Source organism: Fusicatenibacter faecihominis, from assembly GCF_020686945.1.
Taxonomy (GTDB): domain Bacteria; phylum Bacillota; class Clostridia; order Lachnospirales; family Lachnospiraceae; genus Limivivens; species Limivivens faecihominis.
Map to the genome: position 1 here is coordinate 29,382 of NZ_JAJEPR010000016.1, position 22,143 is coordinate 51,524.

Below are 22,143 nucleotides of genomic sequence, written 5' to 3' on the forward strand. Positions count from 1 at the left end.
GAATGAAGTATATTGAAACATTGAGGGAAGGCGAGAAGCTGGGAGATATTTATCTCTGCAAATCCAGACAGTCAGCCCTGACCAAGAGCGGAAAATCCTACGAAAACGTGATCCTGCAGGATAAGACGGGCACGCTGGACGCCAAGATCTGGGATCCGGGTTCACCGGGAATCGGCGATTTTGACGCTCTGGACTATGTCTATGTGGTGGGCGATGTGACGAGCTTCCAGGGTTCCCTGCAGCTTTCCATCAAACGCGCCACCCGGGCGGAGGAGGGAGAGTACGATCCGGCGGATTATCTTCCCATGAGCCGCAAGGACATCGACGAGATGTACGAAGAGCTCCTGAAATATATGAGAAAAGTCAAAAATCCGTACCTTCTGAAGCTGGCGGAGAGCTTTTTCGTGGAAAATGAGGCCTTCATCCGTCTTTTCAAAAAACATTCCGCGGCAAAAAGCGTTCACCACGGCTTTGTAGGCGGCCTTCTGGAGCACACCTTAAGCGTGGTAAAACTCTGCGATTTCTATGCGGACCAATATGATTTCCTGAATAGAGACCTCCTCATCACGGCGGCCATGTTTCATGACATTGGAAAAACCAAGGAACTTTCCGCCTTTCCGGCCAACGATTACACCGACGACGGCCAGCTTCTGGGCCATATCGTGATCGGTGTGGAGCTTGTGGGCCTGGGGATTCGTCGGATTCCGGATTTCCCGAAACGTCTGGCCAGCGAGCTCAAGCACTGCATCGTGGCTCATCACGGCGAGCTGGAATACGGTTCCCCGAAGAAACCGGCTCTCGCAGAGGCAGCAGCCCTGAATTTTGCGGACAACACGGACGCGCGGATGGAGACCTTCCGCGAGATTCTGACGGGCTCCGCTACTACCGACGAGTGGCTGGGCTATAACCGCTTTGTAGACTCCAACGTGAGGAGGACCACAGAATTTTGAAAAAAGATGATCTGATCGAAGTTACCATAGAAGATCTCAGCGAAGAAGGCACCGGCATCGGAAAATTTGAAGGAATGACCTTCTTTATCAAGGACGCGGTCATCGGCGACCGGGTTCGGGCCAAGATCATGAAACTGAAAAAGACCTACGGTTTCGCCCGTCTCATGGAGGTGTTGACCCCCTCCCCTGACCGGGTGGAGCCCCTCTGCCCGGTGGCCCGCCAGTGCGGCGGCTGCCAGATCCAGGCCATGAGCTACGAGGCCCAGCTGGCCTTCAAGACCAGAAAAGTCGAGAGCAACCTCAAACGGATCGGCAAATTTGAGGAGATCCCCATGGAGTCCATCATCGGCATGGAGGATCCTTTTCATTATCGGAACAAGGCCCAGTTCCCCTTTGGAAAAAACCGGGACGGGAAAATCATCACCGGCTTTTACGCCGGTCGGACCCACAGCATCATCGAGAATACGAGCTGCCATCTGGGAAAAGAAGTCAACGAGGAGATTCTGGAAAAAATCCTTGCCTGGATGAACGCTTTCCATGTGGAACCCTACAATGAAGCCACCGGAAAAGGCCTCATGCGCCACAGCCTGATCCGCTGCGGTTTCCGTACCGGGGAGATCATGGTCTGTCTCGTCATCAACGGCCGGAAAATCCCGGGAGAGGAGGCTCTTGTGGATTCTCTGAAAATCATTCCGGGCATGACCAGCATTTCCCTCAATGTAAATAAGGAAAAGACAAACGTGATCCTCGGAAGAGAAGTCATCAATCTCTGGGGCCGCCCCTACATCGAGGACTATATCGGAGAGGTCAAATACCAGATCTCCCCGTTATCCTTTTTCCAGGTGAACCCGGTCCAGACCGAGCGTCTTTACGGAAAAGCCCTGGAATACGCCGGCCTTACCGGCGAGGAGACGGTCTGGGACCTCTACTGCGGTATCGGCACGATCTCCCTCTTCCTGGCCCGGAAAGCCAGAAAAGTCTACGGCGTGGAGATCATCCCCGACGCCATCGAAGACGCCCGTCGAAATGCCTCCTTAAACGGCTTTACCAACACCGAGTTCTACGTCGGCAAAGCCGAAGAAGTCCTCCCTGAAAAATACGAAAAAGAAGGCGTCCGCGCCGATGTCATCGTCGTCGACCCACCCCGCAAAGGCTGCGACGAAACCCTCCTCTCTACCATGGTCAAAATGCAGCCTGAGAGGATTGTTTACGTCAGCTGCGACAGCGCGACGCTGGCGAGGGATCTGAGGTATTTGTGCGATAACGGGTATGAACTCAAGAGAGTCTGCCCAGCGGATATGTTTCCGCAGACGGTGCATGTGGAGACTTGTGTTTTATTGTCCAAACCAGGATAAAAGCTGGCTGATTGGTAAATGGTATTCGTAATATTGCAGAAGAGATTGTGTTAAAAGAATTGGTGTATATCTAAAGCGTGGAAAGCTCCTTCGGGAGTTTTTTGCTGTTTATAAGATAAATTCTGTCGGAGATTTATTATAAAACGTTACTTTACAAGAAGAATAAAAAAGCATATAATTCTTTTATAATATATTTAATAAAAGAGGGTAAGAAAACGGAAAATAAAGATAAAAAAAATATAACAAGAAAAAAAATAATTAATTATGTGCTAAACAATCATGTTACATCCAAGGCGGGAATCGCAAAAGAGTTAAACTTGAGTATGCCGACTGTGTTAGCAAATGTGAATGACTTGTTAGAAAAAAGGGTGTTGAAAGAAACTGGGGAATATGCTTCAACCGGTGGAAGGAAGGCAAAAAGTATAGGGATTAATAAGTCATACTGTCATGCAATGGGAATTTTGATTACAGCGAATCATATAGAAATGGTATTAGTAAATTTTGGAGATGAGATTATAAAAAAAGATCGCATCCGTTTAAAATTTACGGCTGAATTATCTTATTGTACAGAGGTGGCACAAAAGGTCAAAACTTTTCTTGAAGGCGAAGTAGCGAAGGACACGCTGCTTGGGATTGGAGTGGCGATTCCAGGAATTATTGATCAGAAAGAACGGATTGTTTTAAAATCCCATGCTTTAGGTATAGAGAATTATAGTCTGCGCTTTTTAGAGCAGGCGCTGGAAATTCCAGTATATTTTGAAAACGATGCTAATGCTGCAATGCTTGCAGAAAAAAAGCAAAAGTATCCAAATGCGATATATCTGTCTTTGAACCACACCTTAGGAGGTGCATTCTGCATAGATGGAAAGCTGTTTCGAGGGCAAAACCAGAAAGCAGGGGAGTTTGGTCACATGATACTCGTTCCCGGTGGAAGAAAGTGTTATTGTGGTAAATCAGGATGTGCAGATGCATATTGTGCTGCAAGTGTACTGACACAAGATAACAGGCAGTCACTGGATGCATTTATGGAAAAAATTGAAAGTGGTAATGAAAAAATTTTGCAGACATGGAATGAGTATCTGGATCATCTTGCTGTTTTGATATCAAATCTGCGGATGGCATATGATATGGATATCATACTAGGAGGTGATGTGGGAGGTGTATTGTCAGATTATATGATATCACTGGGAGAAAAAGTGATGGCATATAATGGCTTTGAGCACGATGTTTCATACTTGAAAAATTGTTCGTATAAGAAAGAAGCGTCAGCTGTTGGAGCCGCGAAATACTTTTTTACAAAACATATAGTAGAATTGTAGTAACTGTTCACAGGTAGGAATTTTCTGAACTGAAAATTCCGTACGGTACAGCTCCCACTGACAGATTGCAAAGCGAATGCGGACGTTCGGCTTGATATGTGTGAAAAACGAGAAGTTGTGTAAAATTAAAAAAAGATATTATAGTAAAAAACGGAAAGAAAACTGTAACTACGGTTTTCTTTCCGTTTTTTTTGCGTGTTAATTGTGAAAAATATACAAAAAATATGTTTTGAAATTATGAAATATATAAAAATATGAAAAAACATATTGACAAATTGTGTTTGTATGGTAATAATATAATTGCTTTAATAAAACATTTTATAAAACATAAAATAAAACAACATAGAAAAGGAGGAAACAATTATGTTACAGCAGGTAATGACAAATCCAGGAGAAATTATTTTCAGAGAGGTTCCAGTTCCGGAGGTAAAGGAAAATCAGGTGTTGGTAAAGATTATGAATATTGGTGTTTGTGGATCAGATATTCATGTTTATCATGGAAAACATCCGTTTACAAAATATCCGGTAACACAGGGACATGAGGTTTCCGGTGAGATTACAGAACTTGGAAAAAATGTCACAGAGTTTCATGTGGGACAGAAGGTGACGATAGAGCCTCAGGTATATTGTGGGCATTGCTATCCATGTCGTCATGGAAAGTATAATCTCTGTGAGGAATTAAAAGTAATGGGATTTCAGACGACAGGAACAGCATCTGAGTATTTTGCAGTGGATGCATCTAAAGTAACACCTATTCCAGAAGATATGTCCTATGAAGAAGGAGCTATGATCGAACCTCTTGCTGTGGCAGTTCATGGTGTAAAACAGATGGGTGATGTGGCTGGCATGAATATTGCAGTCCTTGGAGCAGGACCGATTGGAAATCTCGTGGCACAGGCAGCAAAAGGAATGGGGGCAGCGAAAGTGATGATCACAGATATCAGTGATCTTAGACTGGCAAAGGCAAAAGAATGTGGAATTGATGTGTGTGTGAATACCAAAAATAAAGACTTCAGTGCGGCAATGCTCGAAGCATTTGGACCGGACAAAGCGGATGTGATCTACGACTGTGCCGGAAACAATATCACAATGGGACAGGCAATTAAATATGCAAGAAAAGGAAGCACGATTGTACTGGTGGCTGTTTTTGCAGGAATGGCAGAAGTAGATCTTGCGGTGGCAAATGACCACGAACTTGACATTAAGAGCACGATGATGTACCGCCATGATGATTACATAGATGGAATCAGATTGGTAAATGAGGGCAAAGTTCATTTGAAACCGCTCATCTCAAAGACATTTGCTTTTAAAGATTATCTGAAGGCATACCAGTATATTGATGATAACCGCGAGACAACGATGAAAGTAATTATCAACGTCAGTGAAAAGTAAGGAGTTCGTATGGAAAATAAATATGGAATTGTCGGAGTTGCCCATGTCGGGCTTCCGACAAACGATTTACAGAAAACAGTTGAGTTTTATAAGGGTCTTGGATTTGAAGTGATTATGCAGTCTTATAATGAAAAAGCAGGGGAAAAAGTGGCATTTTTACAGATAAAAAATTACTGTATAGAGACTTTTGAAAATGGACAGGCGGCAATGTCAGACGGCGCATACCAACATGTTGCACTTGATGTGGAAGACATTGAAAGTATGTATCAGAAAATCTGCAATGAAAAATACACAATTATTACAGACGGAATCGAAGAACTACCATTTTGGGAAAATGGTGTGAAGTTTTTTATGATTAAGGGACCAAATGAGGAAAGAATAGAGTTCTGTCAGAAACTCTGATAAAAATAGGAAGGGACATATGGGAAGCGAAAACAAAAATGGAAAAGTACCGCTGATCAGTAAGATTGCATATGGGTTTGGTGATGTTGGATGTAATTTCAGCTGGATGTTCGTCAGTAATTTTCTGATGATATTTTATACAGACGTGTTCGGAATCAGTATGGCGGCTGTGTCAGCACTTATGCTTTTTTCAAGATTCTGGGATGCAATCAATGATCCAATCGTCGGGGGACTTACGGATAAAACAAAATCGAGATGGGGACGGTACCGTCCATGGCTGTTAGTAGCGGCACCAATTACAGCGATTCTTCTTGTTATGACATTCTGGGCAAGACCCGACTGGCCGCAGAATGGAAAGATCATTTATATGGTAATTACATATTGTCTGCTGGTTTTGGGGTATACCTGTGTGAATATTCCATATGGAACCTTGTGTGGTGCTATGACACAGGATATTGATGAACGTGCAAAAATAAATACATCCCGTTCGGTTGCAGCGATGATTGCGATTGGTGTGTTAAATATTATCACAGTTCCACTGCTCAGCAAATTTGGCAGTCATAGTGCAAAGACAGGATATCTGACGGTTGCGGTCATATATGGATGTATTTTTACAGCCTGTCATTTCTTCTGCTTTGCGAAGACGAAAGAGGCAGTGATTACTCCGGAAAAAGAAAAAATTTCTGTAAAGATACAGTTGAAAGCAGTCATGCAGAACAGGCCATATCTTCTTGCATTGGCAGGACAGATATTATTTGGATTTACATTGTATGGTAGAAACGCAGATATTCTGTATTACTTTACATATGTGGAAGGGAATGTCTCCTACTACACAACTTATTCGATGTGCATCATTATTCCTTCTATCATCGGGGCAGCTTGTTTTCAACCATTATTCCGCAAGCTGAATAACAAAGGAAGAACAGCATCTCTCTTTGCTTTATTTACAGGAATTTCCATGTTGTCTATGTTTTTCTTCAATGCCAAAGAATCACCGGCTATTTTTTATGCATTATCTGGTCTCACACAGTTTTTTTTCTCTGGATTTAATACCGCAATCTATGCAATTATTCCAGACTGTGTGGAATATGGAGAGTGGAAAACCGGACTTAGAAATGACGGTTTTCAGTATGCATTTATTTCACTTGGAAATAAAATCGGAATGGCAGTTGGAACAGCACTTTTAGCAGGATTACTTGGAAAATATGGTTATATTGCAAATCAGACACAAAATGCAATTGTACTTTCAATTATGAAACATGCATTTACGACGATTCCAGGTGTACTGTGGATTGTGACTGCGGTTGTATTATTTTTCTATCGGTTAAATAAAAAACGTTATAACGAGATTGTGGAGGAACTGAAAAATGGAAGAAAAAGTTGATATCGTGGCATTGAGTGAATTGTTGATTGATTTTACGGAAGCAGGACACAGTCAGGATGGGAGGAAATTGTTCGAACAGAATCCCGGCGGTGCTCCGGCAAATCTTCTAACCGTTGCAAGCCACTTTGGGTATTGTCAGCAGTGATAGTTTCTATCTGGGCAAGTGCATATTGAACGCAGATAAGCATTCCCCCGCTTCAAGTGCGCGGAGCACTAAGCGGCGGGTGAGGGGAGATGCTTATGTCAGTGGGAGTTGAAAGCTCCCACTGATAGATCGCGAAGCGACTGCGTTCATGAGCAAGTAGCGAAGCGGATTGCGAACGTCCGCTTTACATTGTTACAGAACCATATACAGATTTATGGCAAAGAACTATAAGCAGGTTGAGGATACAATTGTACTTATACCATTGATCAATGGATCGGCCGAGAAATTGGTGGTGTAAATGATTCTGTGTAAATCTTTCAGATGGATGATAGAATCGCAGATTTATAGAAAACAAATAGATCATGTGACGGGCTGAATGGCATTATTTCTTGCTGTTCAGCCCGTTGTTTGTGTAATAGCCAGGATTCCATGATGTAGAATTGCGTGAGCTGCTTTGCAGCGGAGCAGCTCGTAGGCATCGGTTGGGGGAAAAAGACCTTTTGACCCCAACATCATTTCAAGGAATCCTGACATCATCAGATAGAAAACAACAAGTTTGTGACACACGAGATAAGAATCGTAGTTGTTTCAGATCATACCTCCAGAACGACTGCCTGATATCCTTCCAGTGTAATCTCATTTTCATCTGTCTTAAGCTGCGGAAGATTGTTCAGCACGATATTTTTGATCTTTGACGGAAGCGTCAGGGTCTGCGGCTGTGTTTTGTAGTTGCCGATCACGAGCAGCGTCTGGTCTGCGGATTTCCGGTAGTATGCCATGACACGGTCCTGATCCTCAAAGACAGGAAGCAGATCGCCGTATACGACAGTTTTGCTATAAGCCGGATCCTTACGCAGCGCAAGCAGGCGGCGGTAGTACTGATAAACGGAATCCGGATCATTTTTCTGACTTTCCAGATTGATCTTTGTGTAATTGCGGTTTACCTTCAGCCATGGAGTGCCGGTTGTAAAACCTGCATTCGCGGAAGCATCCCACTGGAACGGAGTCCGGGCATTATCACGGCTGACACGGTTTACCGCCTTCAGGGCAGCGTCTGGTGTCAGACCGGCATCTAAAGCTACCTGGTACTCGTCGAGTGTTGAAATATCGTCCACTTCGCTGATCGACTGGAATTCTACATTTTCCATACCGATCTCCTGGCCCTGATAGATAAACGGAAGGCCGCGGAGCATGACATTCATTGTGGCAAGCAGTTTTTGGGCGGTGAGAGTACATTCACCCTCCGGGATATAGCGGGAAACGCCGCGCGGCTCATCATGATTTTCGATGATATTGGAGAGCATGCCGATATCGCCGATCTTTTTCTGGCTGGCGAAGCAACAGCTGCGGTAGTCATTCGGGGTGATTGGAGTCTGGTCATACCAGCCCTTCTCACTGCCGCCGAAGATGGCCTCATTGAAATCGAACATCGTTGAGAAATATCCGTTGTCACCGATGAAATCCGGAAGCTCCTCCGGTTTTTCATTAAAGACCTCGCCGGCAGTAAATGCACTGTGTGGAAGGAAAGTACGGTCACGCATTTCTCCCAGAAATTCGCCGACACCGACTGCGTGCTTGAGCATTTCACCCGGGCTGCACATGCCGTCTGCACGGTTCGCCGGATAATCCCGCCACGGAAGCGCCTTTTTGATGTTGATGATCGCATCGATACGGAAGCCGGCAAGTCCCTTATCCAGCCACCAGTTGATCATTTTATAGATTTCCTCGCGCAGCTTCGGATTTTCCCAGTTCAGATCCGGTTGCTTTTTGTGGAACATGTGCAGATAGTATTTGTCCGGATGACCCGGGAGCGGTTCCCAGACACTGCCGCCGAAGTAAGAACGCCAGTTGCATGGCAGTTTTCCGTCCGGACAGTCTTCAATGTAAAAATATTTTCCGTACTCGCCATCCGGATCCTCGCAGGCTTTTTTGAACCATTCGTGCTCATCGGAGCAGTGATTGACGACGAGATCCATTAGGATATACATATCGCGTTTTTTTGCTTCGGCGATCAGACGGTCCATGTCATCCATTGTGCCGAAGCGCGGGTCGATGTTGTAATAATCAGAAATATCATAGCCCTGATCTGCGAGCGGTGAGCAGTAGATTGGAGAGAGCCAGATAATGTCGATGCCGAGGTCTTTGAGGTAATCGAGTTTGCTGATAATGCCCGGAAGATCACCGATGCCGTCTCCGTTAGAATCACAGAAGCTTTTCGGGTAGATCTGATAGGCTGTTTTTGTGTGCCACCATTTTTTTTGCATAGTAAAATACCTTTCATTATTTAATAAGTGTGATACCAGTGTCAAAAGGTCAAAAAGCCGTTCATGCTTGCATGATAAGGCTTTTGAACTTGGGACACGCCAAATATGAGAAAGTAGCGATTTACGCAGTAAATCAGCGGATTTCGAATATTTGGAGGATTGCGGGAGCAGCGTAGCTGTGTAGCAATCCGGGTATCAAATGAGTGTCAAAAGACCTTTTGACACTCATATCATAAGTGTTTATTTTCGGAAAAAGTTTCCTCTATATTTTGCCTGCGGAACTGAAGAGGGGTAAATCCGGTCGCCTTTTTGAATTCCTTCATAAAATGCCCGAGATTATTGAACCCGCTTTCCAGACAGACCTCCGTGACCTGTAGTTCGGTCGTATGCAGTAATGTTGCCGCATGGCGGATACGGAAGTCGTTGATATAGGAAACGGGTGTTTTGCCGAGTGATTTTTTGAAAAAACGACAAAAGTACTGCTCATTCATTCCGGCAAGTGCAGCCAGTTCTCCAAGAGAAAGCGGATGCTGGTAGTTTTGGCGGATGTGACTGATCACAGTCTTAAGAAGTTCCACGCGCGGATTGCGTACCGGTTCATTTGAGGCAAGCTGAGCATGTTCTGCAAGAATTCCGAGAATATTCAAAAGCGCAGCCTTGATCCGCAATTGTGAAACAGGATTTTCGGTTGTAAACTGGTCCAGACAGATCCGGTTTTCCCGAAAGAAGATCGAGCGGATCCGAAAAAATTCCTGTTGTATTTCCGAAAAAGCCGGGTGCTCAGGTCCGAGAAAAGACGGAAAGGAAAGCTTGTGTTCTGATAACGGAAGCAGAAACTGTTCCTGTGCCGGGTCTGGAGCGGCGAATGTGAGCAGATCGGGAGAGAAGACGACTGCCTGTTCCCGATACTGATCAGAATCAGAGGTAAGTGCATGCAGTTCTCCGCTGTTGATAAAACAAAAGCATGGGCTTTTGAGATGAGTCAGTGTCATATTGATATCAACCTGATAAGAGTCTTGCTCAAGATAGATGATCTCGATGGGTTCATGCCAGTGATGTTTGACCGTAAATGGAAAAACAGGCGGATTAGTCTCACGCACCGCCTGATAAAATGCACATGGAAAACGGAAGCTTCCATGCTGCCTTGCTTCTTTTAAGAAAGAAGGAAGCCGGTTATATGGCGTCTCTGTCTTCATTTATGAAGAATGACGCGTGCCTCGTACGGCTGCAGTTTTCCAGCTTTATGTCCTTTGTAATTGGAGATCAGCTCTTCGGCAGTCGGATCTTCGCAAAGAACACAGTCCTGTTCCTGATCGGTAAAGTTGCAGGCAACGGTCAGTACCTGTCCGTCAAGAATACGCTTGTAAGCATAGATGGTTTCGCTGTCCTCGAGAAGTCCCTGGAATTTTCCGTAAACGATGATCGGAAGCGTGTGGCGTAGACGGATCAGCTCCTGATAATAATGGAAAACAGAATCCGGATCGGCGAGGGCGGCCTTGGCATTGATCTCTTTATAGTTCGGGTTTACGTTGATCCACGGGGTACCGTCTGTAAAGCCTGCATTTTTGGAATCGTCCCACTGCATCGGAGTACGGGCATTGTCACGGCTGATCTCTTTGAGATAACGCATCATATCCTCTGCTTTTACCAGTCCGTTGTCCACATACTGATGGAAAGCATTGATACTCTCAATGTCACGGTAGTCCTCCAGCTTGTCAAAGTAAACGTTTGTCATACCGAGCTCTTCGCCCTGGTAAATATAAGGTGTACCCTTGAGCATGTGCAGGCAGGTGGCGAGCATTTTTGCAGAAACAACGCGGTATTTTTCAGAGTCGTTTGCAAAACGAGAGACAGCACGCGGCTGATCGTGGTTATCGAGGAAAAGGCTGTTCCATGCCTTGCCTTCCAGCTCATACTGCCATTTGTTCATAATATGGCGGAAGTCAGCCAGCTTCGGTTTCTGATCCGTCCATTTCCCAATCGGGCCTCTTACGAGATCCACATGCTCAAACTGGAATACCATTCCAAGCTCGGTTCCTTCATTGTTCGCATATTTCTGGGCTTCTTCGATGGTAACGCCGGCGGCCTCACCGACGGTGAGCAGATCGTAATGGGAGAGTACGCGACTGTTCATTTCCTGGAGAAATTCGTGGACACGCGGACCGTTGCATACATATGGGGAAAAATTGCCATATAATCCGTCTTCGACCGTTCCGTCCGGGAAGGACTGATCCTTGGAGATCATGCTGATGACATCCATGCGGAAGCCGTCAATTCCCTTCTCGCACCACCAGTTCATCATATCAAAGACTTCATCACGGACTTTCGGGTTTTCCCAGTTCAGATCAGGCTGTTTTTTGGAAAAGCAGTGCAGATAGTACATGCCGGTACGTTCGTCAAATTCCCATGCGGAACCGCCGAAGCAGGCACCCCAGTTGTTCGGCTCTTTTCCATTCTTCGGGTCTTTCCAGATGTAGTAATCACGATAAGGGTTGTCTTTGGAACTGCGGCTTTCGATAAACCATGCATGCTCATCAGAGGTATGGTTAACGACAAGATCCATGACAATTTTGATATGATGACGGTGTGCCTCTGCAAGCAGACGGTCGAAATCTTCCATAGTACCGAAATCATCCATGATATCACGGTAATCGGAAATATCGTAGCCGTTGTCATCGTTCGGTGATTTGTAAACTGGAGAAAGCCAGATCACATCGATCCCGAGCGTCTCCAGGTAATCAAGATGTGCGGTGATACCATTCAGATCACCAATGCCGTCACCGTTGCTGTCCGCGAAGCTGCGCGGATAAATCTGATAAATAACGGCTTCTTTCCACCATGCTTTTTTTTCTTCTGCCATCGTTTTTTCCTCCTGTATGGTTGTTGTCATTTGAGCCGGAAAAGTGACCACAGGTAACACTATTCTGACTCTGAAATGTATTTTTTTCGGTTGATTTCGCAAAAAACTGACGGAATCATTTTGCTTTGTTATCTCCTACTATAACTGTGGCAGAGGAAAAAATCTACTGCTAATATGACAGAAACTTACGGTATTTTGACTTATTGAAAGCAGAATAAGAATTTCGCCGCGTCAAGTGCGCGGAGCACGAATGTCCGCTTTATGATGAAGCAGCTGTCAGAAAAGTATCTGCAAAAAAAACACCCCACACCTCTCAGGCCTGAGAGGAAGGGGGATTCATGTTTTTGGGACATTTTTTTATGATCCAGAAGAAGGTTCCGGTGAAAATAATTCCTTTTATAATAGTAGTGGAAGAAAATGCCCACCAGATACCGTTCAGACCCATAGAAGTATTTCCAAGGATCATAGCCAGCGGGATTCTTGCACTTGTAAAGAGGATGCTGATGATGCTGCACAGATTTGTTTTGCCAAGTCCGGATATGGCACCGATGGTAGTAAGCTCGATGCACAGAAAGGCTTCGCTGAATCCGATGATAACCAGATAGCTGACAGCAGTTGCAATGGCAGAAGGTTCGTGGAAGAAGATCGTGGCGATCGGGATTGGTGTAAAGATAAAGATCAGAGTGATCAGTAATCCCCAGATACCGATCTTGCAGATCCCGCTCAGATATTTTCCGGACATTCTGCCGATCAGATGGATACCTTTCAGCACATTTTCTTTTTTCTGCCAGATGATGTCAAGCACCATAATACTCATAACAATGAACTGGGCGGTAACGGTTGCGATCGCTGCACCGCTGAGTCAGCGTCATGGTCATAAAGGAAAAGACGATCAGACCATAGGCAATCCGTGTGTAGGAAATGGCAGCATCATAAGCTTCCACATCGGTCAGATTGAAAAAGCCTACCATCTGGTGTACAAAGACCAGAGAGAAAACGGCAAAAAGCAGTCCCATATATAAGGATAACTGCATAGCTGTCTGGGCATATTTATGGGCGCTTTCTTTGTCACCCCGTCCGATACACTGGGCTACCTGCACCTGTCCGCCCATTCTGGCAATGGAAGACAGCCCCTGAGAAAGCCAGGTAAACATGCCGCCGACACCGACACCGGCCACGGCCTTTGATCCCAGCAGTCCGATCCATGCCATATCTGTGATATTATACAATGTTGCAAGGAATGACGATGCCATGATCGGGATCGCCAGCTTTATCAGGGACTTAAGAATCGGCCCTTTTGTTAAATTACTTTCCAAGATGTTTAACCTCAAATCTTTTATTTTTATGCTCATGTATAACCTATCATAACATTTTCATTCTATAAAAACAATCCTTTTGATCCATACATCTGTCGATACCGATCTGACATTGACATTTTGCATGCTTTTGGTATAATTCAGCCAAACGGGATAATAAAAACGCAAAAAATAATAAGAAAAGGAGTATTGGGAAAATGGATTTACAGCAGATTTTTGACAACACGGATTTTGTCCATGCAAGTGGAACAAAAGAGGAATGGATCGTGTTGACCGCACACTATGATACAACTTCTCTTTCACATGGTGCTTATGATAATATGAGCGGCTGTGCAGGACTGCTTGGGATCATGGAGTACATGAAAGACAAAGAGCGCAATTATGGTCTTCGGGATGTTAAGAAGCAGCTGGATGAGTATCTTTTCCGTAAAAGAAAAGAAGCATAAAAGGAATTTTCCGATTCAGATCATGAACCAGATAAGACCGTGTTGTCTTATCTGGTTTTTTCATGGAAAAGAGCGCCAGCAGCATTTCTTTCAATGGAAATTAACCGGTTGACATCTTATCATTTGCAGTCTATTCTGAGTGTAAAGAAATCGCAGCGTATCTCATTGCTGAGAAATAAGGAGGAACAGAGAAAAAAATGAAGAAAAGAACGTATGACAAAGCATTCTATCAGAAACTCTGGGGTCTGATGATTCCCATCGTCCTGCAGAATCTGATGCTGGCACTGGTGGCGGTAGCAGATGCGTTTATGCTTGGGGGAATGAATCAGAACTATATGTCTGCCGTTTCGCTGGCAACCCAGATCCAGTTCATCCAGAATATGTTTCTGGCGGCAGCAACCGCGAGTCTCGGGATTCTGGGAGCGCAGTATTGGGGAAAAGGCGATATCAAAACGCTGGATGAAATTTTCTGCATGGCTCTGCGCCTGTGCGGGCTGGTATCAGTGGTATTTTTTGCGGCCTGCGTGTTCGCCGGAAAATATCTGATGCTGATTTTTACCAATGAAAGTGTGCTGATCGAGCATGGAGTCAGCTATCTTCGGATCGCGGGCTTTTCTTATCTGCTGACCGGAATTTCTCAGTGCTATCTGATCATTATGAAGGTCAGCGAGCACGCGAAGACAACGGCAGCGGTCAGTTCCGCGACTGTCTGCATCAATATTGTGCTGAATGCGGTATTTATTTATGGGGCTTTCGGGATTCCTTCGATGGGGGTACGCGGTGCGGCTCTGGCAACGCTCATTTCGCGGTGCATAGAGCTGGCGGTTTCCGTGATCATTTCTTATCGGAAGGGCTATATTCATCCTCAGATGAAGTTCCTGTTTTACAGAAATAAACAGCTTTCCAGAGATTTTTACAAATGCGGAATGCCGCTTCTGGGCGCCAGCCTGTTCTGGGGAATCGGTTTCACTTCCTATTCTTCTTTTATGGGCCATTTGGGAGCGGATGCTGCAGCGGCCAATTCCGTTGCAGCGGTCGTAAGAGATGTGGTTTGCTGTCTGAGCGGAGGAATTTCCGGCGCGACCGGTATTATGGTGGGAAATGAGCTCGGAGCAGGCAATCTGGAGCAGGGGAAAAAATATGGCATCCGCCTGATGAAAATTTCCTGTGTGTGCGGAATTGCGGTAGCGCTTCTCATGTGTCTGGCAGCGCCGGTCATTCTGCATTTTGTAAAGCTGACGCCCGAGGCCTCCGGTTATCTCAAAGGGATGTTTGGCGTGATTGCTTTCTACATGATCGGCCGTGCAATCAATGATGTGACAATCAATGGAATTTTCGGCGCTGGCGGCGATACTCTGTTTGACATGTACAGTCTTGCCGTCTGCATGTGGTGCATCGCCATCCCGCTGGCCGCCGCCGGAACCTACTATTTCCACTGGCCGGTGGTCGTCGTGTATGCATGCACCTGCGTGGATGAAGTAGGAAAACTGCCCTGGGTACTCCACCATTTCCGGAAATATAAATGGGTGAAGGACCTGACGCATTGAAAATAAAAAATGAGGGGCGAAGTTTTGGCTAAAAACTCCGTCCCTTAAAATATTACTCCGGCCACACGAAATGTGCGTTCCCGGCTTCGAGGCCGTCTATGAGGATATTCTGGCCGGTGCAGAAGCGGTTGGTCACGGTCATGAAATAGGCCCAGTCAGCCGTTTCTTCGACAGTCATCCAGCGCTTTAAAGGGGTTACATCCATAATCTGGTTCCAGAGAGCTTTGTCTTCCATGACCGGTTTGTTCAGTTCGGTCAGGACACCGCCGAAATCCAGGCTGTTGCAGGTAGCGCCGTATCTGGCGATGCGAAGGGCGACGTTTTTGGCGTAGGAGAGGACGCCGCCCTTGCTGGCTACATATTCCGGAAATTCGGAGCCGTTGTGGCCGCTGGCAGAGCCGATCATGAGAACTGCGCGGATGCCGGGATGGATAGCGTAGGTTTCTGTGATCGCGATGGTTCCTTTTAAGTTTACATCGATATCTTCTTCGTTTTGCACGCCGGCGTTGTTGATGACAATATCAAATGGCTCTAATGCCGGAAAGTGTGCTTTGTCACGGATATCCATGCGGATATGGGTATAAGCCGTATGCTGAATGGTCGCTTCTTTGCGGTCGAAGCCGGTGACACAGTGGCCTTCACTCAAAAACTTCTCTGCGATTCCTTTTCCAATTCCGGAACTTGTTCCCGTGATCAGTATTCTCATGCTCAGATCCTCCAATAATTATTCTTTTACAGGGTACTTGGCGAGATATTCGTTTCCGACACCCTCTTCTTTCCAGCGATTGGAAATCCGATAGCCGATGGGAGAGAAAACGATCTCGCAGAGCAGCTCGACAATAGCGCCGGTGAAGGCACACATGATGCACTGTGTCAGAGTCCAGCCGAAGAAGTTATGGCTGACAATGAGGGCGAAAATCAGATTGTCCACAAACTGGCCGATTCCTGTGGAAATGTAGGTTCTGCAGGCATAGACGGCGAAGCCCTGGTCTTTCCTGATGGTTCTGCCGATGTACCAGTTTACGAAGTTATTTACGACAGCGGAAACGAAGAAGGCGATCGTGCTTCCGAGAAGCACATACCAGGTTCCGCCGAAGGTGTGGTTCAGGGCGGTGTTTATGACTGTTTCGGACCCGTCTACATAGGATTCGCCCCAGATTCCCGGGATCAGGCTGCCGAGATAGAAGACCAGACACATCCCGAGATTGACAGCGATGGAGACCACGCTGAGCATCGTGGCCGCTTTGGGCCCGAAACGCCGGGTGATCATGTCCATGCACAGGAAGATGATCCATGAAACAATAATGCCACAATCCAGAGCGAGCCACGAAAAGGGTAGATTGATACTCTTATTCGCCAGCAGGTTCATGGAAATTGTGGCAACAATAAATACAGTTACAGTGAGTGAGGGCACGCTGCGGAGCAGAAGCTTCAGCTCTGCCAGGAGTCCCTGGTTCTTTCCTTGATTCATTTTTTGTTCTCCTTGGTTTTCTTATTTTACGAGAAGGATTTAGAGCCCGAACTTCTCGGTTTGCCGTTGGCAGTTTTATAATATAGCGCATTTTTGGGGAAAAGGCAAGTGGATTAAAAAGAAAGAAGAAAATCATTGTTTTTTACAAAAACTTTGATTATACTGGGATTGACAGCTTTACAAAAAATATTGTTTTCCAGGCCGACTTATAAAGCGTGAAATCCGGGTATGCTCAGACCCAATGATTTCGCGCTTTTTCTGCAAAATGGCGGGTTTGAGGGAAACAGGAAAAGGAGATAAAAATTATGGATGCAATTTTTCACAGAACAAGTATCAGAAAATATCAGGAAACGCCGGTAGAGGCGGAGAAGATCGAGACTCTGCTCCGGGCGGCGATGGCAGCGCCCTCCGCCTGCAATCAGCAACCCTGGGAGTTTTATGTGGTCCGCAATAAAGAGAAGATCAAGGAGCTGTCCGAGGCAAGTCCTTATGCAGGCTGTGCCAAGGGAGCGCCGGTGGTCTTTGTTCCCTGCTACAGAAAGAACTGCCAGGTGCCGATGTATGCCGAGATCGATCTCAGCGCCGCAGTGGAAAATCTTCTGCTGGAGGCCGATTCTCTGGGGCTGGGCGCTGTCTGGATGGGCATTGCACCTCAGAAGGACCGTATGGTTGACGTGCGGAAGGTCCTGGATATTCCTGGGGAGCTGGAGCCCTTCGCTCTCGTTCCCTGCGGCTACCCGGCCCAGGAGCGAACTCAGGAGGATCGCTATGAGGTGGAGCGGGTCCACTATGTAGATTGATTTAACTATTCTATTCAGCAGCCACTGTTTCGCGAGATGTTTTGGCATGAATATGCCAAAATCCCATCGCCAAAGGCGAGTTTCATTGGATTTTTGCCTGTACTGTGGAGGTACTGAACAGTTACAGACTGATCTGATTTGTCTTAAATAAAAGGTGTTGCCAGGCCCTTCATTTGCCTGCCAGCACCTTTTTCAGCCCTTCGGGCCGGATTCTATTTTTTATGATAATGTCTTCCCCGTCAGAAGAGCACCCTGCTGTTTCTGAATCATCCGTTCCTTCTGATACTGAGACGGGGTGAGACCTGTGTGTTTCTTGAACTGCCGGATAAAGGTCGCCGTGTTGTCAATGCCCACCGCCAGGGCCACCTCGTAGATTTTGGGCGGATTGGGTTGGCAGAGGAGTTCGCTGGCCCGCTCCATACGGGCGGCAGAGATGTAATTCAGGAAATTTACGCCGAGATTCTTCTTAAACCAGCTGGAAAGATAAACCGGCGTGATGGAGAAGGCCTCCGCTACCGTGTCCAGGGTCAGCGGCTCACTGAGATGGTCGGCAATATATTTCACCATGCATTGCTGCATATTCTGGGGCTGCTCCCGGCGGGAGGGGAAAGACTCCGTGGCAATACGCGCGAGTTGTTGGTAGAGATATTCCGGATTGTAGAGAGGAATCTCGTCGGACAGATGCGGCATGGCTTTCTTTTTGGCGAGGCAGGCCTTCTCAAAGACGGCCCAGATTTCCTGATAATGGAAACGGAAATCCGAGAGGCTGCAGCCGCCTGCCGGATAAAAAATCTCCTTCAACTCCGGCAGAAGCTGGTCCAGAGCGCCGTTTCGGGCATATTCGAAGAGACGGTTCTGCACCTCCTGACCCAGCCGTTTTCTCGGAAGAACCGCTGCATTTTCCTGGAAGGCGAAATTTTCCATGGGGAGGACCTGGGCAGAGAGAAGACAGTTTTCAGCCAGCCTGTATTCGGTCTGAAGTTCCCGGATATCCGTACAGTATTCGCGGATGCCAGCGAAAAGCCGGGTGGTTTTCGAGGCTTCTTCGGCGGCTTCCTGGAGGACGGCCAGGATTTCCTCCTTGTCCTCGGGCCGGGCCAGGACCGCGAAGCTGAATTTGTCCAGACTGATGAATTTCAGGGCAAACTGGGAGGTCAGTGTTTTCTCCAGAGAGGAAGTGAAGAGCAGGTCCTCAATACCGCTGTCCTTCTGAATAGCCAGAGCCATTATCATATAATAAGGATATTTCTCTTCCAGAAGCTTCAGACTCTCCTCGTCCAGCTGGGAACCGCCGCAGAGAAGATAGTGGAGGGCGATTTTCTCCGGAATCTGCTCTTTGGAGTGCTGGCTTAAGGTGTTGATCTCTGAGAGAAGGTCGTGAATCTCGTTTTCAATGATGGAGATCTCATTTTCCCTGGAATCGGAAAACTGGGAGGTAAATTTCCTTAAGGGCAGGTAAATCTTATAGTTTAAGAGCACCAGAAGGAGAGAGCTTGCCAGCAGCACGCCGAAAGCGATCACCATCACAAGATACATATAATGAAGGGGAAGCATCAGGGCGTCGTTGTTGATGAGTACCAGGCCGGTGTAGGGAAGAATGTTCATGGGAGCGGAAACACAGTAATATTTGGTTCCGTTCACACCGATCAGGCCTCCGTCAAGAGCGGCGGAAAGCTGCTCCTCCGAGAGGGGAACGCTGCTGTTTTCGAGGATGCAGCGGCCGTCTTTCTGCTGGATCACATAGCCCAGAAACTGATCTCCGATCGTCTTGTTGATGTTGGCAAATTTGGAAAGGTCCAGTTCGACTGCTACATATCCATGGCTGTAGAGATTCTTTACATAGAGGGCCGTGGAATCCTGGAAAAAGGAAAGGCCGTCGGGAAGCTGGCTGATATCCTCCACCGTCTTGTTCAGAACGATCCGAGAAAAATCCTCTCCTTTATAAAGGGAGCCGTTGTCCCGGACTACCTTGTCTGAATTATGAGTGTATAAATATACAAGTTTTGCATAAGGAAGGGACTGTCGGATCAGAGACAGGCGGGAAGCGGCATCCTCGGCATTGTCGAGGAAGAAGCTGGTGTCCAGCCGGTCGGAGATGCTGAATACCAGAGAGGAATCCTGGAGGCACAGAGTCAACAGGGAATCCAGCCGGTTCATTTCGAGCTGAAAGTCGGTATTGACTTTGGTGAGCGTTGTGCTGGCCAGGTTGTATCGCTCCCGGGTGAGCTGTCTGGCATAGAGTCCGCTGGTGCAGAGAAATACTAAAGTCAGCACAACGGCCATCGTCAGATTCAGGTACAGGACCCGGTTTAAAATACTTCGCTTTGATGACATGTCAAAAACTCCTTCCCAAAACACAAAAAATATGGTCAATAATCAAGCTGCCTTTATCTTAACACGAAAACTTTTGGGCGAAAAGCATTAAAACAGGATAAAACGTTGCTATTTTTTAACATCTTTATCAAAACTTCAGATAAAAATTAAAATAAGAGAAGAGATAGAAAAACGAAAATTGCGTAATCTCCCATGATCCGCTATAGTGAGGTCAGGCAGGCGGACAGCGGTTCCGCAGGTCAGACAGGCGGACAGCGGTTCCGCCGAAAACGAAAAAAACGGAGGGAGAGAAAAAGCAAATGGCAAGACAGAACAAAAAGCCAGTGCCGAAGCAGAAGAGCTTCTGGAAACGTTGCGTGAAGTACCGTTCCCTGATCCTCATGTCTCTGCCGGGACTGATCGCAGTATTCATTTTCTCCTACATTCCCATGTACGGTATCCTGATTGCCTTTCAGGATTACAACCCCGTAGAAGGAATGTTTGGACACAACAACTGGGTGGGATTCAAATATTTCAAGCAGTTTTTACAGAATCCCTATCTGTTCCGACTAATCCGAAATACATTGTTATTGGGTATTTATACATTGCTCTGGAGCTTCCCGGCCCCGATCATTTTTGCTCTTCTGATGGATCAGCTGACCAACGCGAAGTTCAAAAAGACCGTGCAGTCCATTTCCTATCTGCCCTACTTCATTTCAACGGTGGTAATCGTAGGTCTGGTAAAAGATTTCTGCAGCGTGGACGGTGTGATTAATGGAATCCGTGAGTTCTTCGGACTCAATGCGGTTTCCTTTATGACGGACCCGAAATATTTCCGGACGATCTTCATCGCCAGCAACATCTGGCAGGGACTTGGATGGGGAGCCATCGTTTATCTGGCAGCCCTCTCCGGTGTGGACCCTCAGCTTCATGAGGCAGCGACTCTGGACGGAGCCAACCGCTGGCAGCGTATCCGTTACGTCTCCTGGCCGGCCATCGTTCCGACCACAACCATCATGCTGATTCTGGAGAGCGGAAAAATCATCTCCTCTGACTTTACGAAGGTTCTGCTTCTTTATAATGAATCTACCTATGAGACGGCAGATATCATCGGAACCTACGTCTACAGAGAAGGTATTCTGGGCGGAAAATTCGAGTACACGACGGCCATCGGCCTTCTGACCTCACTCTTTTCCTTCATCCTTCTGATAACTGCAAACTTCCTGAGCAAAAAGATCAGCGAGAACAGTCTGTGGTAAGGAGGAAGAGCGATGAATAAGAAAACCAAGATCAAATTAAGTTTAAGCGACCGGATCTTCAATGTGGTGAACATCTTTATCATGCTGGTCATCATGGCGGTCATGCTGGCTCCCATTATCCATGTGGTCTGCGTATCCTTTTCCCTGGGATCTGAGATCCAGAAGGGCGGCCTTTTCCTCTGGCCCCACGGCTTTACGCTGGAAGGCTACAAGAAAGTGCTGCAGGACCATATGATCGTCCGTTCCTACATTAACACTGTGATTTACGCCTTTTCCCATACGGCTCTGGTAATCATCCTCACGGCTCTGACGGCCTACCCGCTGACCATCAAGGATTTCCCCTTGAGAAAAGGAATCACCATTTTCATCACCATCACAATGTTCTTCAGCGGCGGTGCAATCCCGACTTACCTTCTGATGAAGGAGCTGCATCTTATCAACAACCCGCTGGTTATGGTAGTTCCCTTCGTGGTGACAGCCTATAACCTGATTCTTTTCAGGACCTTCTTCGAGGGAATCGACCCCTGCATGAGAGAGTCCGCCCGGATCGACGGAGCAGGAGAGTTCCGTATCCTGATCCAGATCATTATGCCGCTTTCCAAAGCGATCATCGCGGCAGTTTCCCTTTTCACGATCGTTGGAAAATGGAACGACTGGTATTCCGCTCTGATTTACTTAAACTCTGAGGCCTATTATCCGGTGCAGATGATCCTCAGAAAGATCCTGTTCAACTCTACGGTTTTTGCTCAGATGGACCCTTCCGTCATGCAGATGTTCCGTAACAGCACGATCACCCCGGCAAACATTCAGATGGCGACCATCGTTGTCATCATGCTGCCCATCATGTGTATCTACCCCTTTATCCAGAAATATTTCGCCGCAGGCGTTATGGTCGGAGGAGTAAAGGGCTGATGAATAAA

Annotated in this window: 19 protein-coding genes and 1 pseudogene; 12 read left to right on the forward strand and 8 right to left on the reverse strand. The window is 46.6% G+C overall.

The window, feature by feature from the left end:
- The first annotated feature begins 2 nt into the window (after positions 1-2).
- The 7 genes and pseudogenes from LKD71_RS10410 to LKD71_RS10440 all read left to right on the forward strand — a co-directional run.
- A complete protein-coding gene (locus LKD71_RS10410; protein ID WP_227615347.1) occupies positions 3-950 on the forward strand; it encodes a 3'-5' exoribonuclease YhaM family protein in 948 nt (315 codons plus the stop codon).
- Positions 947-2,305 (forward strand): 23S rRNA (uracil(1939)-C(5))-methyltransferase RlmD, encoded by a 1,359-nt coding sequence (rlmD, locus tag LKD71_RS10415; RefSeq protein ID WP_227615348.1) that lies wholly within the window; start codon positions 947-949, stop codon positions 2,303-2,305. The genes LKD71_RS10410 and rlmD overlap by 4 nt, the downstream gene beginning before the upstream one ends.
- A gap of 239 nt (positions 2,306-2,544) precedes the next feature.
- The gene (locus LKD71_RS10420; RefSeq protein ID WP_331466440.1) at positions 2,545-3,624 is read left to right on the forward strand and encodes an ROK family transcriptional regulator; all 1,080 of its coding nucleotides are present in this window, start codon (positions 2,545-2,547) and stop codon (positions 3,622-3,624) included.
- A 363-nt stretch (positions 3,625-3,987) separates the two neighbouring features.
- On the forward strand, positions 3,988-5,016 hold the full coding sequence (locus tag LKD71_RS10425) for a zinc-dependent alcohol dehydrogenase (RefSeq protein ID WP_227615349.1): 1,029 nt from the start codon (positions 3,988-3,990) through the stop codon (positions 5,014-5,016).
- A gap of 9 nt (positions 5,017-5,025) precedes the next feature.
- Entirely contained in the window at positions 5,026-5,418 is a 393-nt protein-coding gene (locus tag LKD71_RS10430; protein WP_227615350.1) for a VOC family protein, read from the forward strand.
- A gap of 19 nt (positions 5,419-5,437) precedes the next feature.
- Positions 5,438-6,802, forward strand: coding sequence for an MFS transporter (locus LKD71_RS10435; protein WP_227615351.1), 1,365 nt, complete (start codon positions 5,438-5,440; stop codon positions 6,800-6,802).
- Positions 6,786-6,935, forward strand: a pseudogene (locus LKD71_RS10440) (carbohydrate kinase); the annotation flags it as partial. The gene LKD71_RS10435 and the pseudogene LKD71_RS10440, both read left to right, overlap by 17 nt.
- Before the next feature lie 605 nt (positions 6,936-7,540).
- Here the strand turns inward: LKD71_RS10440 and LKD71_RS10445 are convergent.
- From LKD71_RS10445 to LKD71_RS18350, 5 genes are all read right to left on the reverse strand, one after another.
- Positions 7,541-9,211 (reverse strand): glycoside hydrolase family 13 protein, encoded by a 1,671-nt coding sequence (locus tag LKD71_RS10445; protein ID WP_227615352.1) that lies wholly within the window; start codon positions 9,209-9,211, stop codon positions 7,541-7,543.
- A gap of 230 nt (positions 9,212-9,441) precedes the next feature.
- Positions 9,442-10,407: a helix-turn-helix domain-containing protein gene (locus tag LKD71_RS10450; RefSeq protein WP_227615353.1), complete on the reverse strand. Its 966-nt coding sequence runs from the start codon at positions 10,405-10,407 to the stop codon at positions 9,442-9,444.
- Complete coding sequence (locus tag LKD71_RS10455; RefSeq protein ID WP_227615354.1) at positions 10,404-12,071, reverse strand: glycoside hydrolase family 13 protein; 1,668 nt, start codon at positions 12,069-12,071, stop codon at positions 10,404-10,406. The genes LKD71_RS10450 and LKD71_RS10455 overlap by 4 nt, the downstream gene beginning before the upstream one ends.
- Before the next feature lie 313 nt (positions 12,072-12,384).
- Positions 12,385-12,888, reverse strand: a complete 504-nt coding sequence (locus tag LKD71_RS18345; protein ID WP_331466438.1) for an MATE family efflux transporter — start codon at positions 12,886-12,888, stop codon at positions 12,385-12,387.
- Positions 12,869-13,387: an MATE family efflux transporter gene (locus LKD71_RS18350; protein ID WP_331466439.1), complete on the reverse strand. Its 519-nt coding sequence runs from the start codon at positions 13,385-13,387 to the stop codon at positions 12,869-12,871. The genes LKD71_RS18345 and LKD71_RS18350 overlap by 20 nt, the downstream gene beginning before the upstream one ends.
- Before the next feature lie 197 nt (positions 13,388-13,584).
- On the opposite strand from LKD71_RS18350, the gene LKD71_RS10465 reads away from it, so the two are divergent.
- A complete protein-coding gene (locus tag LKD71_RS10465; RefSeq protein ID WP_227615355.1) occupies positions 13,585-13,833 on the forward strand; it encodes a M28 family peptidase in 249 nt (82 codons plus the stop codon).
- Positions 13,834-14,030: 197 nt separating this feature from the next.
- Entirely contained in the window at positions 14,031-15,380 is a 1,350-nt protein-coding gene (locus LKD71_RS10470; protein ID WP_227615356.1) for an MATE family efflux transporter, read from the forward strand.
- 52 nt (positions 15,381-15,432) lie between these two features.
- On the opposite strand, the gene LKD71_RS10475 is transcribed toward LKD71_RS10470, so the two are convergent.
- Positions 15,433-16,086, reverse strand: coding sequence for an SDR family NAD(P)-dependent oxidoreductase (locus tag LKD71_RS10475; protein ID WP_227615357.1), 654 nt, complete (start codon positions 16,084-16,086; stop codon positions 15,433-15,435).
- 18 nt (positions 16,087-16,104) lie between these two features.
- Positions 16,105-16,851, reverse strand: coding sequence for a VUT family protein (locus LKD71_RS10480; RefSeq protein ID WP_227615358.1), 747 nt, complete (start codon positions 16,849-16,851; stop codon positions 16,105-16,107).
- 305 nt (positions 16,852-17,156) lie between these two features.
- Here LKD71_RS10480 and LKD71_RS10485 point away from each other — a divergent pair, with 305 nt between their 5' ends.
- Positions 17,157-17,651: a nitroreductase family protein gene (locus tag LKD71_RS10485; protein ID WP_227615359.1), complete on the forward strand. Its 495-nt coding sequence runs from the start codon at positions 17,157-17,159 to the stop codon at positions 17,649-17,651.
- Positions 17,652-17,870: 219 nt separating this feature from the next.
- On the opposite strand, the gene LKD71_RS10490 is transcribed toward LKD71_RS10485, so the two are convergent.
- Positions 17,871-19,985, reverse strand: coding sequence for a helix-turn-helix transcriptional regulator (locus tag LKD71_RS10490; RefSeq protein WP_227615360.1), 2,115 nt, complete (start codon positions 19,983-19,985; stop codon positions 17,871-17,873).
- A 299-nt stretch (positions 19,986-20,284) separates the two neighbouring features.
- Here LKD71_RS10490 and LKD71_RS10495 point away from each other — a divergent pair, with 299 nt between their 5' ends.
- Entirely contained in the window at positions 20,285-21,223 is a 939-nt protein-coding gene (locus LKD71_RS10495) for an ABC transporter permease (RefSeq protein ID WP_227615361.1), read from the forward strand.
- Between the two features lie 12 nt (positions 21,224-21,235).
- Complete coding sequence (locus tag LKD71_RS10500) at positions 21,236-22,135, forward strand: carbohydrate ABC transporter permease (RefSeq protein ID WP_227615362.1); 900 nt, start codon at positions 21,236-21,238, stop codon at positions 22,133-22,135.
- Positions 22,136-22,143 lie beyond the last annotated feature (8 nt).